Origin of the sequence: Bathymodiolus thermophilus thioautotrophic gill symbiont, from assembly GCF_003711265.1 — a bacterium.
In the GTDB taxonomy this organism is placed as follows: Bacteria; Pseudomonadota; Gammaproteobacteria; order PS1; family Pseudothioglobaceae; genus Thiodubiliella.
Genome location: NZ_CP024634.1, coordinates 1,186,651 through 1,201,863, shown reverse-complemented (window position 1 = coordinate 1,201,863; position 15,213 = coordinate 1,186,651). Strand labels below are relative to the sequence as shown.

Here is a 15,213-nt window from a genome sequence, read left to right as displayed (position 1 = left end):
CGATGCCAATAACACTGGTTTTTTTATCTGTGGTTGTCATTTGGTCAACCACCCCGCTTGCGATTGTTTGGTCAACCCTTGGTACCAGTCATCATTTTGGCGTTGCTGTCAGAATGACGCTTGGATTGAGTATTTGTTTGTTGCTATTGCTAATAAAAAAGCAGAAACTCACTTTAACACCCTCAAGTTTACTGAACTATTGGTATGCTGGCTTGGGGGTGTTTGTCACCTTGGGTTTGATTTATTATGCTTCACAAAATCTAGCCTCTGGCGTTATCTCTATAGTATTTGGTTTGACGCCCATTATAACTGGCGTGTTTGCGCTGATATTATTAAAGGATAAGTTTTTTGGTTTTAATAAAATGGTTGGCTTGCTGCTGGGATTAAGCGGGTTGCTTGTTATTTTTTCTCATTCTTTAACGGAATCAAGAGACCTTGTTCATGGGCTTTTGGCAATTGCCTTTGGTGTGGTTTTTCAAGCGTTTATATCGGTCAAACTCAAACAAATCAACGCCCAGATTTCAGCATTAGAAACCACCACAGGTGCCTTGTTGTTTAGCGCTCCTTTGTTTATTGTTGTGTGGTTTTTTAGCGAAGGAACAATCCCTGAAATTACCCTTAAAGGGGCGCTGTCCATAGCTTATTTATCTACATTCGGCTCAGTTCTTGGCTTTATCTCTTATTATCATTTAATCAAGCATGCGAGTGTAAGGGTGGTGAGTATTGTGCCACTAATGACCCCTGTTTTTGCTTTGTTACTGGGGTCGTTATTTAACAACGAAACCCTAACGCTGATGCAAATTGGTGGCACTGTTCTTGTATTAGCAGGTTTGGGGTATTATGAATATGGGGAAAAGAGCAAATAAAATAAGGCTTTTTTTTTGCAAAAACCTCATTTTGAAAATGGTATTAATACGGGCGAATTGAATTTCACCCCTTCCCAGCCATAAATAATAAAATTGCGGATATTTTGATGTGCAATGCCTTGAGGGTCGTTTAAAACATCTTGGTAGTGTTCACCAAAACAGTGCAGCGTTTCTAATGGGGTTAATTGATGAATGGCAGCAAAGCCAAATAATTTTGCACTCCCTTGGTTTTCATCCTCAGAATTGTCAAGAGTACCATTGGTAAATGATGCAGGAGTGTGGTTAAAATTATCATCAACCAATGCCATTAAATCTTTAAATTGCATTTTTACGCCTGACCTAAGTTCTTTTAAATACGCTTCTTGTGTCATTTTCTTACCCTTTTTATACCGTCATTGGATTTGGTTTTTCTATATCAACACCGTATTTTTTAATTGCAGCGGCAACGCTAGATGCGTCCATTTTCCCTTCGTCAACTAAGGCTTTAAGGGTGGCAATTGTCACATAATTAGCATCAACTTCAAAGAAATCTCTAAGAGCAGCCCGTGAATCTGAGCGACCAAAACCATCTGTGCCAAGGACTTCATAACGATTAGGAATGTATTTGCGCACTTGCTCGGCGTAATTGCGCATATAGTCGGTGGTGGCAATTACAGGGCCTTTTGCATCTGCTAAACATTGGGTGATATAAGGCACTTTGGGGGTGTCGGCGCTAAATCTGTTTTCTCGGTCAATCGCCTGTGCTTCACGGGTTAATTCATTGAAACTGGTTACTGACCAAATATTAGATTTTATACCCCAATCGTCTGCTAGCATTTGTGCGGCTTTTTCGACTTCTCTGAGAATGGTGCCGCTGCCAAGTAATTGCACTTGTGCATCAGCATCGCTATGCAATTGGTAAATGCCTTTAATGATCCCATCTTCTGCGCCTGCTGGCATTTCTGGATGGGTATAAAGTTCATTCATAACGGTAATATAGTAAAAAATATTGTCGTGTTTTTCATACATTCGATATAATCCGCTACGAACAATGACTGCCAATTCATAGCCATAAGTTGGGTCGTATGACACGCAATTTGGGATGGTGTTAGCAACAATGTGTGAATCTCCATCTTCGTGCTGTAGTCCTTCGCCATTTAGCGTTGTGCGCCCTGCTGTGCCACCAATTAGGAAACCTTTGGCTTGCATATCACCTGCTGCCCAAATCAAATCACCTACGCGTTGGAAGCCAAATTTAGAATAATAAATATAAAACGGAATCATGGTAGTATTGTGTGTGGCATAGGCTGTAGCAGCGGCAATCCAATCGGAAACTGCACCGGCTTCGTTAATGCCTTCTTGTAACACTTGGCCTTTTTTGTCTTCCTTATACCACATTACTTTATCAGAGTCTTCAGGTTGATAAAGCTGCCCTGAGGCGGAATAAATGCCAAGCTGTCTGAACAATCCTTCCATGCCAAAAGTGCGTGCTTCATCAGGAATAATAGGCACAATTTTAGCACCCAGTTGTTTATCACGAACCAGCAGTGCCATAATGCGATTAAGTGCCATTGTGGTTGAAAGTTCACGATCACCGCTGGATTTTAACAACGCCTCAAAAACACTCAATTCTGGCGTGGGCAATGTTTCCAATTCAAACGAGCGAGCGGGCAATGAGCCACCTAACTTTTGGCGTTGGGCATTCATATAAGTCATTTCTTCGCTGTCATCGACTGGTTTGTAAAAATTTAGCTGCTTGGCATCTTCTTCGGTAACAGGTATGTCAAAGCGTTTGGCAAATTTTTCAACTTGTTCAAGTCCAAGTTTTTTCTGCGAATGCGTGGTATTCTGACCTTCGCCCGCTTCACCCATGCCGTAACCTTTAACCGTTTTGGCTAAAATAACCGTTGGTTTGTCACTACAGGCTTTGGCAGCATGATAGGCTTGAAAGACTTTAAAAGGGTCGTGTCCACCACGATTAAGTGCATAAATATCGTCATCACTAAGGTCTTCAACCATTGCCAATAATTCTGGATACTTACCAAAGAAATGTTTGCGCACATAAGCACCATCTTTGGCTTTATAAGCCTGATACTCGCCATCCACCACTTCTTCCATACGCTTTTTAAGTAACCCAGTATTGTCCTTAGCAAGCAATTTATCCCACTCGCCACCCCAAATTACTTTAAGCACATTCCAGCCTGCACCTCGGAACATGCCTTCCAATTCTTGAATAATTTTGCCATTGCCACGCACGGGGCCATCTAGGCGCTGTAAATTACAATTAATCACAAAAATTAAGTTGTCTAATTTTTCACGACCTGCCAAGGAAATTGCACCCAGCGATTCAGGCTCGTCCATTTCGCCATCACCCAAATACGCCCAAACTGTGCGTTGATCAGTCGGCTGAATATCACGGTGATGCAAATATTTCATAAACCGTGCCTGATAAATCGCCATAATTGGGCCCAGCCCCATGGAAACAGTTGGAAATTGCCAAAAATCAGGCATTAACCATGGATGTGGATACGAACTTAACCCGTCTTTGCCCGCCTCTTGACGGAATAACAACATTTGCGCCTCGGTAATGCGCCCCTCTAAAAAAGCACGAGAATAAATACCTGGTGAAATATGCCCTTGGAAAAAGATTAAATCTGCACCCTGTTCTGCATCAGGACCTCGATAAAAATGATTAAAACCCACTTCATACAAAGTGGCACTAGAGGCAAAAGAAGCAATATGTCCACCCAAATCATACGGCAATTGGTTAGCCTTTACCACCATCACCATGGCATTCCAACGAACAATTGCTGAAATTTTCTCCTCAATATCCGCATCAATATCCGTAACCACTTCCCTGTCTTTGGCGATACTATTAAGATAAGCGGTATTAACACCCGTTGGCAAATCCATCCCTTCTTGATGTGCCATATCCATCAATTTATTTAATAAAAATTTAGCACGGTCATCACCCTCAACACGGGCAACAGATTTAAAGGCTTCTAGCCATTCTTGGGTCTCTAAAGGATCGATATCTTGAGTTGACATAATTTAAAAGAAATGTATTTATAAAGAATGGGCTAATTATCCCAAATTTAGGAAGCTTTAAAGGTTTACTTTACAAAATATTTTGTCAATAAAAGTGACGCAAAAAATCCCACAAAAGCCAACAAAATTTGCACCCCCTCTAACGCAGGATATAGTATATTACCCAGTATTCCGCCTGCAAACAAGGCTAAAAGTGGCAACATATAAAGTTGAAACGCCCGATAAAACAATTCATTTGATGAAATTTCCAGAGTAATGAAATCACCGACTGTCGCCCCACTTTGCAAGGGTTTGTTAAACAGTGTGTATTGTTCAAAATAATTTGCCAATATCCCTGTACCACAGCCACTTCGTGCTTCGCAACTGTGGCAGCCTGACGAACGATTCACCTTGAGTTTCATCGTTTGATTTTCAATTTCAATCACTTCAAACTGTTCTTTCATTAAAATAAGCCTTGTTTTTTTTAATATTTTATCAGTATGTTCATCTCAAAATCAATCTTTCAAGCCTACGACATTCGTGGCATTGTTGAGCAAGAATTAACCCCTGAAGTCGTTAAACTCATCGGTTTAGCCATTGGTAGCGAATCCATTGCCAAAGGTGAGCGTGGTGTCGTCGTCGGTCGTGACGGTCGCCTAAGTGGTATTGAATTAATGGATGCCCTAAAAGCAGGGCTCAAACAAAGTGGCTGTCATGTGGTTGATATCGGCATGGTGCCAACACCGTTAGTCTATTACGCCGCTCACACAACAGCAGCCACCTCTGGGGTTATGATTACCGGCTCGCACAATCCACCCCAATACAACGGCTTCAAGATTATGATTGCAGGTGAAACCCTCTCAGGCGAACGCATTCAAGCGCTTTACCAACGCATTCAAGACAACGATTTTTCCACAGGTCATGGCACTTCGACCAAAGTAGATATTGAACAAGACTATATTGAACGCATCACTCATGACCTTACTTTGGACAAGCCCCTTCATATTGTTGTTGATGCAGGCAACGGTATTGCAGGCAATATCGCCCCAAAACTGTATGAACAACTGGGGGTAAAAGTAACAAAATTATTCTGCCTAGTTGATGGCAATTTCCCCAATCATCATCCCGACCCTGCCAAACTTGACAATCTCAAAGACCTAATTGAAGAGGTTAAAAACACCAATGCAGATATGGGCTTTGCCTTTGATGGCGATGGCGATAGACTGGGTTTGATTGACAATAAAGGCACCGTCATTTGGGCAGATAGGCAAATGATTTTATACGCAAGAGACATTCTTAACCGCAACCAAGGCGCCAAAATCGTCTTTGATGTTAAATGCTCATCACGCCTCCCCAAAGACATTATTGAGCATGGTGGCAAAGCCATTATGTCACGCACAGGGCACAGTTTTATCAAAGCCAAATTAAAAGAAACAGGTGCGGCACTTGGTGGTGAAATGAGTGGACACATTTTCTTCAAAGAACGCTGGTATGGCTTTGATGATGCTCTCTACGCAGGTGCCAGATTACTGGAAATTCTATCAAAAACTGACCAGACTTGCGCACAAATCTTTGCTGATTTGCCCGACAGTTTTAACACACCAGAAATCAACATCCCCTTTGAGCAACAAGGACAGCAATTCGATGCCATGGACAGATTGTCCAAAAACATCCACTTTCCTAATGCCGATATCACCACCATCGACGGCGTGCGTGTAGATTACGATAACGGCTGGGGATTGGTTCGCCCTTCTAACACCACCCCCTGCCTCGTGTTGCGCTTTGAAGCGGATGACGAAAAAACCTTAGGTGCCATTCAGGAAAAATTCAAAGTTTGGCTAGCCAATAACGACATTGCTACCGACTTTTAAAAAATACTTTATAGAGACCTTTGCATAAATATGGATGATTAGCAAAAAATTTCATCGGGACTTTAAAGAACCAAAGTCGCCAACCCTAAAAAAGCAACAAAGCCAATAACATCGGTTATAGTGGTAAGAATAACACCACCAGCAAGCGCAGGATCTATTTTAAATCTAATCAGCAACAAGGGTAGAAAAGCACCTGAAAAAGCAGCAAAGATTAGATTAACGATGATAGCAAGTGCAATAACCAAACTGAGCATTAAATCTGCAAACCAAATGTAAGTTGCTGCACTAATGACCAAAGACCAAACGATACCGTTAAGAACGCCAATGGCAACCTCTTTGTTCATTAAGACTTTAAGATTAGAGGTTGTAATCCTACCAGTGGCAATGCCACGAGTAACAAGAATAAGTGTTTGGGTGCCAGCAATCCCCCCCATGGAAGCGACCACTGGCATCAGAATAGCAAGGGCGATTTTCTCTTGTAAAGTAGCTTCAAAAAGACTGATGAAAAATACAGCAACAAACACAGTAACCAAATTAACACCTAGCCAAATACTACGGCGTTTAGAACTTTGCAAGACAGGAGCAAAAACATCCTCTTCCTCGCTCAGTCCCGCCATGGACATTACCGAGTGTTCAGCCTGATCACGAATAACATCTACCACATCATCAATGGTAATGCGACCAATTAATTGATTGTTTTTATCAACCACAGGAGCGGAAATCAAATCACGCCGTTCAAACAAATTCGCCACTTCGTGTTCAGGCATATCGGCAACAATCGGATGAAAATTTTTGTTAATTAAAGGAGCAATATTTTGCTCTGCCTCGTTAGTTAATAGCGTAGAAATATGAATTGACCCCAAATATTTATAAGCACGGTCAACGACAAATACCTGATCGGTATCAATCGGCATTTCCTTTAATAAACGCAAATAGCGAATTACCGTGCGCACAGTAACATCGTCACGAACGGTAATAATGTCAATATTCATCAAACCGCCAGCAGAATCTTCAGGGTAAGACAACACACGCTTTAAATGATTTCGATGCTTGTGATCCAAAGTTAGCAGTAAATTGTGTAATGCCGACTCAGGTAAATTAGGCACAATATCTGCCAAATCATCCATGTCTAAACTTTCGGTGGCCTCAACAATGGAATCAACTTCCATTTTACTGAGCAATTGTGTGCGCACTTCCTCACTTAAATCTTTAAGAATATCGCCTTGTGTGCCAGTGTCAATATTAAGCCACAGTTGCGCTCTATCCTTAGGGGGGATGGCTTCTAATAAGCGGGCGATTTCAGCCGAATGTAAATTGGCAAGTTGCGTAGTGGCTTCCTCATACAAAGAAGCCTCCAGAGACACTATTAGTTTCTGCAGGCATTCCTCGAAAGAAGTATTTTTAGCTTCTGACATTTACTATAATTTTAGGGCATTGCCCTATTTAACCTTATTTTCTATGATTATTAAGTTTCTCTTTGTGTTTTCTAACTTGTGCGTCCAGTTTGTTAACCATTTTATCAATTGAAACATACATATCGTCACTTTCGGCTTTTGCGAATAAATCTGCGCCACTAATATGAATAGTTGCCTCAGCTTTTTTCACATCTTTTTCAACTTCTAAAATCATATTAATGTTAATTAAATGATCAAAATGATTTTTAATTTTAGCCAGCTTTTCTTCTGAATGCTGTCTAATTGCCTCGGTAATGTCAAGATGATGACCTGAAATACTTAGTTGCATAAATGCTCCTCGTTAGGTTGAATAATTAGGTTTAATTGTGCCATAAAACCAAGTAAATTATAAAGTATTTATTACATTTTTTAATAAATAAAAATTTCCACCAAGGTTAATTTTAGATTATAATGACTCTTTTTACATATATTTACTAGAACTATAAGGAGATTAATATGGACGCAGTAAGCAAAGAAAGTAATGAGTTAAGCGCAAAAAGAATCGCACTACAAAACACTTTTAAAGAATTTAACGAAGCCAATGGTTTTTCTTATGAAGAATGGGTAAATCCACCAGCAGGTCATTTTTACGAAGGCTACAAGAAAGAGTTAGATGAAATCAATAACCAAATGGCGCCACCTTTACAGTACCAATCATAATTCACACTCTGATTGCTAACAAAAAGCCCCTTTTTGGGGCTTTTTACTTTTTTAAAGCAAATTAATAATGTCTTATTTAATGTCAAATTATGCGCCACTTAAAGTTACCTTTGTTAAAGGTAAAGGCTGCTACTTAACAGACACGCAAGGTGAGAAATACTTAGATGCACTGTCAGGTGTTGGTGTGGTAGGTTTAGGTCATTGCCACCCCAACATTACCGCTGCCATACAAATGCAAGCAGCAGAATTATTGCACACAAGTAATTGGTATCACATTGCCCATCAAGAAACGCTCGCCGAGAGACTTTGTAAATTAGCCGATATGGACAATGTCTTTTTTGCCAACTCGGGTGCCGAAGCAAACGAAGCGGCAATTAAAATTGCCCGCCTACATGGGCATGCCAATCAGATTGCCAATCCAGTCATTTTAACCGCCAATCAAAGTTTCCATGGGCGCACCATGGCAACACTTTCTGCCACAGGTAATGCCAAGGTGCAAGCTGGATTTTCCCCCTTAGTGAGTGAGTTTATTTACATTGACTTTAATGATGTAAGCGCCATTCAAGCACACACTAACAATCACAACATTGTTGCTGTGATGCTGGAACCCATCCAAGGCGAAAGCGGCGTACATGTGCCAAAAGATGATTATTTAAACCAAGTGCAATCCATTTGTCAAGCCAATAATTGGCTACTTATTTTAGACGAAGTGCAAACAGGCATTGGTCGCACAGGAAAATTATTCGCCCATCAGTATAACCACATTACCCCCGATGTCCTTACCTTAGCAAAAGGTCTGGGCAACGGCGTGCCAATCGGCGCATGTTTGGCCAAAGGCAAGGCAGCAACTTTGCTTACACCTGGTACGCACGGCTCTACTTTTGGTGGCAATCCACTGGTTTGCAAAACCGCACTCAGTGTGCTTGACACCATTGAACAAGACAATATTCTTGAGCATGTCATACAAATGAATAAATACTTGGTCTCTGGTTTGCAATCAATAGCAACCGACAAAGTAACTGAAATCCGCTCAAAAGGCCTAATGATTGCCATTCAACTTAACCAAGATTGCACCGAATTACTAAACGCTGCATTACAAAAAAAACTACTCATTAATATTACCGGACGCTCTATTCGCCTACTACCGCCACTCATCATCAGTCAAGCCGAAGCAGATATTATTATCAATACTATTAACGAACTACTAAGCGCTCTATAAGCGCAGGAGAGTTACATGAAACATTTTATCAATCTAGACGACCTGTCAAACAATGATTTAACTCAAATTATTGACCAAGCAATTGCCTTAAAAAAACAGCACAAATCAGGGGCAATCAACAACACACTAGAAAATAAAACACTGGCAATGATTTTTGACAAATCATCCACCCGCACCCGAGTTTCTTTTGAAGCAGGCATGGCGCAGTTAGGCGGGCACGCATTGTTTTTATCGGACAGAGATATTCAACTTGGACGCGGTGAACCAATCGTTGACAGTGCCATTGTTATTGGTTCAATGGTTGATGCTATTGTAATGCGTGTGTCTTCACACGAAAGCATCGATACTTTTTCACAAAACGCCAATGCACCCATTATCAACGCCCTATCCGATGAATCTCATCCTTGCCAATTATTAGCAGATATGATGACCTACAAAGAACATAAAGGCGACATTCAAGGCAAAACCGTAGCATGGATTGGCGATGGCAACAATATGTGCCACACTTATATGCAAGCTGCAAAAGCATTTGGCTTTAAGCTTAATATTGCCACCCCAAAAAACTACCAACCAGACCCAGTTTTTGTTGAAAAGTATGCCCATTACATCCACTTATTCACCAATGCACAAGATGCTTGCCAGGCAGTTGACCTGGTAGTAACTGATGTGTGGGCAAGTATGGGACAAGAATCCGAGCAAAATATGCGTGAAATTGCCTTTAAAGATTTCCAAGTAAATGACAAACTCCTTGCCCATGCAAAATCTGATGTTGCCTTTATGCACTGCCTACCTGCCCATCGTGGAGAAGAAGTATCTGCCAGTGTTATTGATGGTAGCCAAAGTTTGGTGTGGGATGAGGCTGAAAATCGTTTACATGCGCAGAAGGCATTGTTGCTTTATTTAATCAACACCTAAGAGCACTTCCAAAAACCCCAATATAATTTATGAGAAGTATAAAATAGCACTTTTTTCATCCAAAAATTCATCAAATAGCGGGCTATTCTCCTCATTTTTGGCTAAAAAATGCACTATTTTCTAATCCCCCTAAATCGCACTGGAGTTTTTGGAGGTACCCTTAAAGTTTCAGGTTTAAACCAAAAAAAATCTCAAACTCTATCGCTTCTATCAACTAAAAAAAGCAATAAAAAACTCACCTGAGGCCTTTGCATAAATATAGATGATTAGCAAAATTCAATTTTTGCCCACTGGGTAATTTTCTTAAACTTTGTCCTAGCAGAACTAAGGCTGGGTTTAAAAAATTACCCAGTGAGTAAAACGAGGATTCTTGATGATTATTCCTATATTATGCAAAGGTCTCACCTGCACTCTTTTTACTCTCGCCCCTATATTTTCCACTAAGTGCCGTAAGGAATAAAGACAAGCGCCTGAAAAAATAAAATAAAAAATAAAAAAATTACTCTACGGAACGCACCAAACGAACATAATAGTTGCTGATATTGCGTTCATCGTAGTAAGCAGATCCAAATTCGAAATTCAGCCGCCACGCCCATTCATGAAGAGAGAAATTATTAAAGGGTGCGCTAACGCTAGGCGAGGACGACCAAAAGTAGTTGGCAGGTGTATTTGGGAAAAAACTCAAATTAATACTAGGGTCATAGCAGTGACGCGCAGCCAAAGAACTTAGTTCCTTTATATTTGGTAAACGCCAATCGTCATGAGATGCAAAACTGTGATTGTTTACTGATTGTAACGCCTGTGTCCAATTGTATGTGCTACCTGTACCTTCATTACAATCATTACCACTTAAACCTTCTGCGCATTTTTTCCACATTAATTTGGTTTGATTGTCAGTAACTGTACCATTACTATGATCGGTGTATCTGCTATTTGGCCACTTGTTAGGAACATAGTTTTCACAAGTTTGAGCTAATAAATAGTTGTTGGCTAAAAATATAAGGTTGATTGTTAAAAATAAAATTATTTTTTTCATATTGTGTCCTTTAGTTATAGATGAAATAATAAACGAAGTTTGTGATTTTTAAGTCGATTGTGCCGATAACCTTGCTCGCTAACAAAAATATAAGGGGTAATTGGTGGCCGCTATCATTGCCATAACTGAAACTCAGCCGCCACGCATTGCTAGAATTGTTAGCGTTAGGCGAGGACAACCAAAAATTGTTGGTAGTTTTCTTGCTACTTAACGCACGCACAAACATCCTGAACATTCTTAGGTAATTTGCTTGCTTTAAAAGATCCGTTGTTGCCAATTGGCGAGTAAGAGGCACAGTGATAAATGCACACTGAGGAAAATTATCTTTATTCAACATAATTCGACTCATGCTGGCGCTGGTGTTGCAACTTATTTTGCCAGGCTTTACATTGCTTGGAAAGATTAATGGTAAGGCTGACAAGTGTTTCAAAAACTTTAAAACTAAGATTGACAATCTGTTTGGCAATTTGAATTGTTAGAACTTCGCTAAATTGATGTGCTTTTTTAATTAATTGCTTTCTGTCATTTTTATTGTTAATGATATAAGGCATTACCGTTAATAAATCGTAGGCAAGGGTGTGCATTTCGCTGCCTAGCGTATATTTTTGATAACGAGGAAAATCTTTGACAGCACTTTCTATTTCAACGACTAAGCGTGTTGCATCACGATAAATAGGGAATTTGTTTTGATAATTCATCATTTTAAAATAAAAAAGTTACTATTCAGAGCGCACCAAACGAACATAATTGTTGCGGTCTCGACCGCCGTCGTCATCAGAGCCATCGTGGTCCAGTCGCCACGCATAGCCAGGATTGTTAACAATAGGAGAGGTCGACCAAAAGTAGTAAGTAGCGGTGCTTAGAAAATTTGGAAAATAATGAGTGTCAATAGCTGGCTTGACAGTTGATAAATCAGCAATTGAGTGTAATTCTTCTAGGGTTGGTACACGCCAATTATTGCCACCACAGAGATTTTCAGTGTTTGTGCCATCGACTAAGCCCGTCCAATCGTTGTAATAAGTGCCTCTCTTGTCAGCATGGTTTCTACCAGATGCCGTTTTTCCACCCCAGCGATAATGATTGCCTTTATGATGAATATTGGTATGGGTATTGTCGGTAGTATCATCATCTTTACTGCCGTCGTCTGTTTTTACTTCCCAAACCAATCCCGTGTAATTGTCTTTCACGCAAGACCATTTAGTGCCGGCACTTTCTGTGCCAGCACCACCTGCTGCCCAGGTTACATTTTGAATGGCTAACACATTGCCTGTGCTACCGAGTTTGGTGAAATCAAATCCTGCTTTGCCACCACCCACTTTTGTTAAAGTCCCAGCGGCTGCTCTAGCATCTCGTCCGTGTGAGCAATCTTGTGCTGATATTTCTACACCTGTGCAGGTAGAATTATTACTCGATGGATAATCCCCGCCCAAGGTTATACCTGTGTCATTTAGCATTTTAATTGGTATTTGAGGGGTGGCTGTTACTTCGTCAGATCCACTGCTTTCAAAAGTGTTTTTAGTGGCTGTAACGACAAAATAATATTTTGTGCCATTGGTTAAGTTGGCAATGGTTTTGTTATTGTCTGTGATATTTTGCAATAACGAACCACCATTTAAAGAGGCGTAATTGGATAAATTATCACTAATACCGCTAAAACTTTGCTTAGCATAATACACCTGATACCCTATTGCACCACTAACTGCGTCCCAAGTTAAATTAACAGAGATATTACCTTTGGTTGCTATGAGATTTTTTGGCATGTCTAAATCAACGCTGATGCTTATCGTGGCAGTGTCATCGCCTATTGCATTGACGGCTGCAATCGTGTAAGTCGTGGTATTTCGAAGGGTGGTTGGTGTGCCAGAGATTTGACAACTGCCGTTAGCAAGCGTTACTGATAAACCATTTGGAAGGCTGCCAAAGACATTGCAACTAGTAGCAGTACCGCCCGTGTTATTAAATGCAAAGGCTGTAATGCTACTATTAAGGATTAAATGTTTGGCTGGTAAATTGGCGATCAGTGGTTTGTGCAATACGACAATAGGAGTAGCATCAACTACAGCACTTGGGGCGCCTTCAGTATCTCCTTTTACTGCGGTAACGACAAAATAATACCTTGTGTTGTTGGTTAAGTTGGTAACGGTTTTGTTGTTGTCTGTGATATTTTGCAATAACGAACCACCATTTGAAGAAGCGTGGCTGGATAAATTATCATTACTAATGCCATCAAAACTTTGCTTTGCATAATACACCTGATACCCTGTTGCACCACTAACTGCATCCCAAGTTAAACCAACAGAGGCATTGTCTTCGGTTGCTGTGAGATTTTTTGGCGTGTCTAAATCAACGCTGATGCTTACCGTGGCAATGTCATCGCCTGCCGCATTGATGGCTTTAATCGTGTAAGTCGTGGTATTTTGAAGGGTGGTTGGTGTGCCAGAGATTTGACAACTGCCGTTAGCAAGCGTTACTGATAAACCATTTGGAAGGCTGCCAAAGACATTGCAACTAGTAGCAGTACCGCCCGTGTTATTAAATGCAAAGGCTGTAATGCTACTATTAAGGATTAAATGTTTGGCTGGTAAATTGGCAATCAGTGGTTTGTGCAATACGACAATAGGAGTAGCATCAACTACAGCACTTGGGGCGCCTTCAGTATCTCCTTTTACTGCGGTAACGACAAAATAATACTTTGTGTTGTTGGTTAAGTTGGTAACGGTTTTGTTGTTGTCTGTGATATTTTGCAATAACGAACCACCATTTGAAGAAGCGTGGCTGGATAAATTATCATTACTAATGCCATCAAAACTTTGCTTTGCATAATACACCTGATACCCTGTTGCACCACTAACTGCATCCCAAGTTAAATCAACAGAGGCATTGCCTTCGGTTGCTGTGAGATTTTTTGGCGTGTCTAAATCAACGCTGATGCTTATCGTGGCAGTGTCATTGCCTATTGCATTGACGGCTGTAATCGTGTAAGTCGTGGTATTTTGAAGGGTGGTTGGTGTGCCAGAGATTTGACAACTGCCGTTAGCAAGCGTTACTGATAAACCATTTGGAAGGCTACTAAGGGCATTACAACTAGTAGCAGTGCCGCCCGTGTTATTAAATGCAAAGGCTGTAATGCTACTATTAAGGATTAAATGTTTGGCTGGTAAATTGGCGATCAGTGGTTTGTGCAATACGACAATAGGAGTAGCATCAACTACAGCACTTGGGGCGCCTTCAGTATCTCCTTTTACTGCGGTAACGACAAAATAATACTTTGTGTTGTTGATTAAGTTGGTAACGGTTTTGTTATTGTTTGTGATATTTTGCAATAACGCACCACCATTTGAAGAAGCGTGGCTGGATAAATTATCATTACTAATGCCATCAAAACTTTGCTTTGCATAATACACCTGATACCCTGTTGCACCACTAACTGCATCCCAAGTTAAACCAACAGAGGCATTGTCTTCGGTTGCTATGAGATTTTTTGGCGTGTCTAAATCAACGCTGATGCTTATCGTGGCAGTGTCATCGCCTATTGCATTGACGGCTGCAATCGTGTAAGTCGTGGTATTTCGAAGGGTGGTTGGTGTGCCAGAGATTTGACAACTGCCGTTAGCAAGCGTTACCGATAAACCATTTGGAAGGCTACTAAGGGCATTACAACTAGTAGCAGTGCCGCCCGTGTTATTAAATGCAAAGGCTGTAATGGCACTATTAAGGATTAAATGTTTGGCTGGTAAATTGGTAATCAGTGGTTTGTGCAATACAACAATAGGAGTAGCATCAACTACAGCACTTGGGGCGCTTTCAGTATCTCCTTTTACTGCGGTAACGACAAAATAATATTTTGTGTTGTTGGTTAAGTTTAAAATGGTTTTAGCCAAGGTATTGGTGTTTATTTTACTCAAATCAGATAAACTGGTGATGTTACTGGTTGAATGATAAACATTATAACTGTCAACACCCGAGACTTTATTCCAACTAAGATTTACCAATTTATCACCAGCAACAGCATTAAGATTGGTAGGCTGGGTTAGTCCGCTACCACTATTACCACCACCACTACTGCCACAAGATTGTAACACCAAGGTCAACACAATTAAAAAATACTTTAGAAAGTTAAACATTATGCACTCCAGGCAACAAAAAAATAACCACTTTATGAGGCTATAAATAGAAAAATTGGAAT

Annotated in this window: 14 protein-coding genes; 5 read left to right on the top strand and 9 right to left on the bottom strand. The window is 40.5% G+C overall.

What is annotated here, in order from left to right:
• Positions 1 to 2 precede the first annotated feature (2 nt).
• On the top strand, positions 3 to 866 hold the full coding sequence (locus tag MS2017_RS04520) for a DMT family transporter (protein WP_071564242.1): 864 nt from the start codon (positions 3 to 5) through the stop codon (positions 864 to 866).
• Positions 867 to 892: 26 nt separating this feature from the next.
• On the opposite strand, the gene MS2017_RS04515 is transcribed toward MS2017_RS04520, so the two are convergent.
• From MS2017_RS04515 to MS2017_RS04505, 3 genes are all read right to left on the bottom strand, one after another.
• Positions 893 to 1,237 (bottom strand): HopJ type III effector protein, encoded by a 345-nt coding sequence (locus tag MS2017_RS04515; protein ID WP_122951407.1) that lies wholly within the window; start codon positions 1,235 to 1,237, stop codon positions 893 to 895.
• A gap of 13 nt (positions 1,238 to 1,250) precedes the next feature.
• Complete coding sequence (gene aceE / locus MS2017_RS04510) at positions 1,251 to 3,893, bottom strand: pyruvate dehydrogenase (acetyl-transferring), homodimeric type (protein ID WP_122951406.1); 2,643 nt, start codon at positions 3,891 to 3,893, stop codon at positions 1,251 to 1,253.
• Positions 3,894 to 3,958: 65 nt separating this feature from the next.
• Positions 3,959 to 4,336, bottom strand: a complete 378-nt coding sequence (locus MS2017_RS04505) for a SoxR reducing system RseC family protein (RefSeq protein WP_122951405.1) — start codon at positions 4,334 to 4,336, stop codon at positions 3,959 to 3,961.
• Between the two features lie 36 nt (positions 4,337 to 4,372).
• Between MS2017_RS04505 and MS2017_RS04500 the strand changes: the two genes are divergently transcribed.
• On the top strand, positions 4,373 to 5,743 hold the full coding sequence (locus MS2017_RS04500) for a phosphomannomutase/phosphoglucomutase (RefSeq protein WP_122951404.1): 1,371 nt from the start codon (positions 4,373 to 4,375) through the stop codon (positions 5,741 to 5,743).
• A 62-nt stretch (positions 5,744 to 5,805) separates the two neighbouring features.
• Here MS2017_RS04500 and mgtE read toward each other — a convergent pair whose 3' ends face one another.
• A complete protein-coding gene (mgtE, locus tag MS2017_RS04495) occupies positions 5,806 to 7,158 on the bottom strand; it encodes a magnesium transporter (RefSeq protein ID WP_071564252.1) in 1,353 nt (450 codons plus the stop codon).
• A gap of 34 nt (positions 7,159 to 7,192) precedes the next feature.
• The gene (hpf, locus tag MS2017_RS04490; protein ID WP_071564254.1) at positions 7,193 to 7,486 is read right to left on the bottom strand and encodes a ribosome hibernation-promoting factor, HPF/YfiA family; all 294 of its coding nucleotides are present in this window, start codon (positions 7,484 to 7,486) and stop codon (positions 7,193 to 7,195) included.
• Positions 7,487 to 7,653: 167 nt separating this feature from the next.
• On the opposite strand from hpf, the gene MS2017_RS04485 reads away from it, so the two are divergent.
• From MS2017_RS04485 to argF, 3 genes are all read left to right on the top strand, one after another.
• Positions 7,654 to 7,857 carry a hypothetical protein gene (locus MS2017_RS04485; RefSeq protein ID WP_071564256.1) on the top strand — a complete coding sequence of 68 codons (204 nt, stop codon included), beginning with the start codon at positions 7,654 to 7,656 and terminating at the stop codon, positions 7,855 to 7,857.
• A gap of 67 nt (positions 7,858 to 7,924) precedes the next feature.
• Positions 7,925 to 9,076, top strand: a complete 1,152-nt coding sequence (locus MS2017_RS04480; RefSeq protein ID WP_122951403.1) for an aspartate aminotransferase family protein — start codon at positions 7,925 to 7,927, stop codon at positions 9,074 to 9,076.
• Positions 9,077 to 9,091: 15 nt separating this feature from the next.
• Entirely contained in the window at positions 9,092 to 9,991 is a 900-nt protein-coding gene (gene argF / locus MS2017_RS04475) for an ornithine carbamoyltransferase (RefSeq protein WP_071564260.1), read from the top strand.
• Between the two features lie 499 nt (positions 9,992 to 10,490).
• Here argF and MS2017_RS04470 read toward each other — a convergent pair whose 3' ends face one another.
• The 4 genes from MS2017_RS04470 to MS2017_RS04455 are packed head-to-tail and all read right to left on the bottom strand — an operon-like array spanning position 10,491 to position 15,151.
• On the bottom strand, positions 10,491 to 11,027 hold the full coding sequence (locus MS2017_RS04470; RefSeq protein WP_071564262.1) for an Lcl C-terminal domain-containing protein: 537 nt from the start codon (positions 11,025 to 11,027) through the stop codon (positions 10,491 to 10,493).
• A 10-nt stretch (positions 11,028 to 11,037) separates the two neighbouring features.
• Positions 11,038 to 11,364, bottom strand: coding sequence for a hypothetical protein (locus tag MS2017_RS04465; protein ID WP_122951402.1), 327 nt, complete (start codon positions 11,362 to 11,364; stop codon positions 11,038 to 11,040).
• The gene (locus tag MS2017_RS04460; RefSeq protein WP_139458856.1) at positions 11,354 to 11,728 is read right to left on the bottom strand and encodes a four helix bundle protein; all 375 of its coding nucleotides are present in this window, start codon (positions 11,726 to 11,728) and stop codon (positions 11,354 to 11,356) included. Before MS2017_RS04460 ends, MS2017_RS04465 begins: the two co-directional genes overlap by 11 nt.
• 18 nt (positions 11,729 to 11,746) lie before the next feature.
• The gene (locus MS2017_RS04455; RefSeq protein ID WP_122951401.1) at positions 11,747 to 15,151 is read right to left on the bottom strand and encodes a fibronectin type III domain-containing protein; all 3,405 of its coding nucleotides are present in this window, start codon (positions 15,149 to 15,151) and stop codon (positions 11,747 to 11,749) included.
• Positions 15,152 to 15,213: the final 62 nt, after the last annotated feature.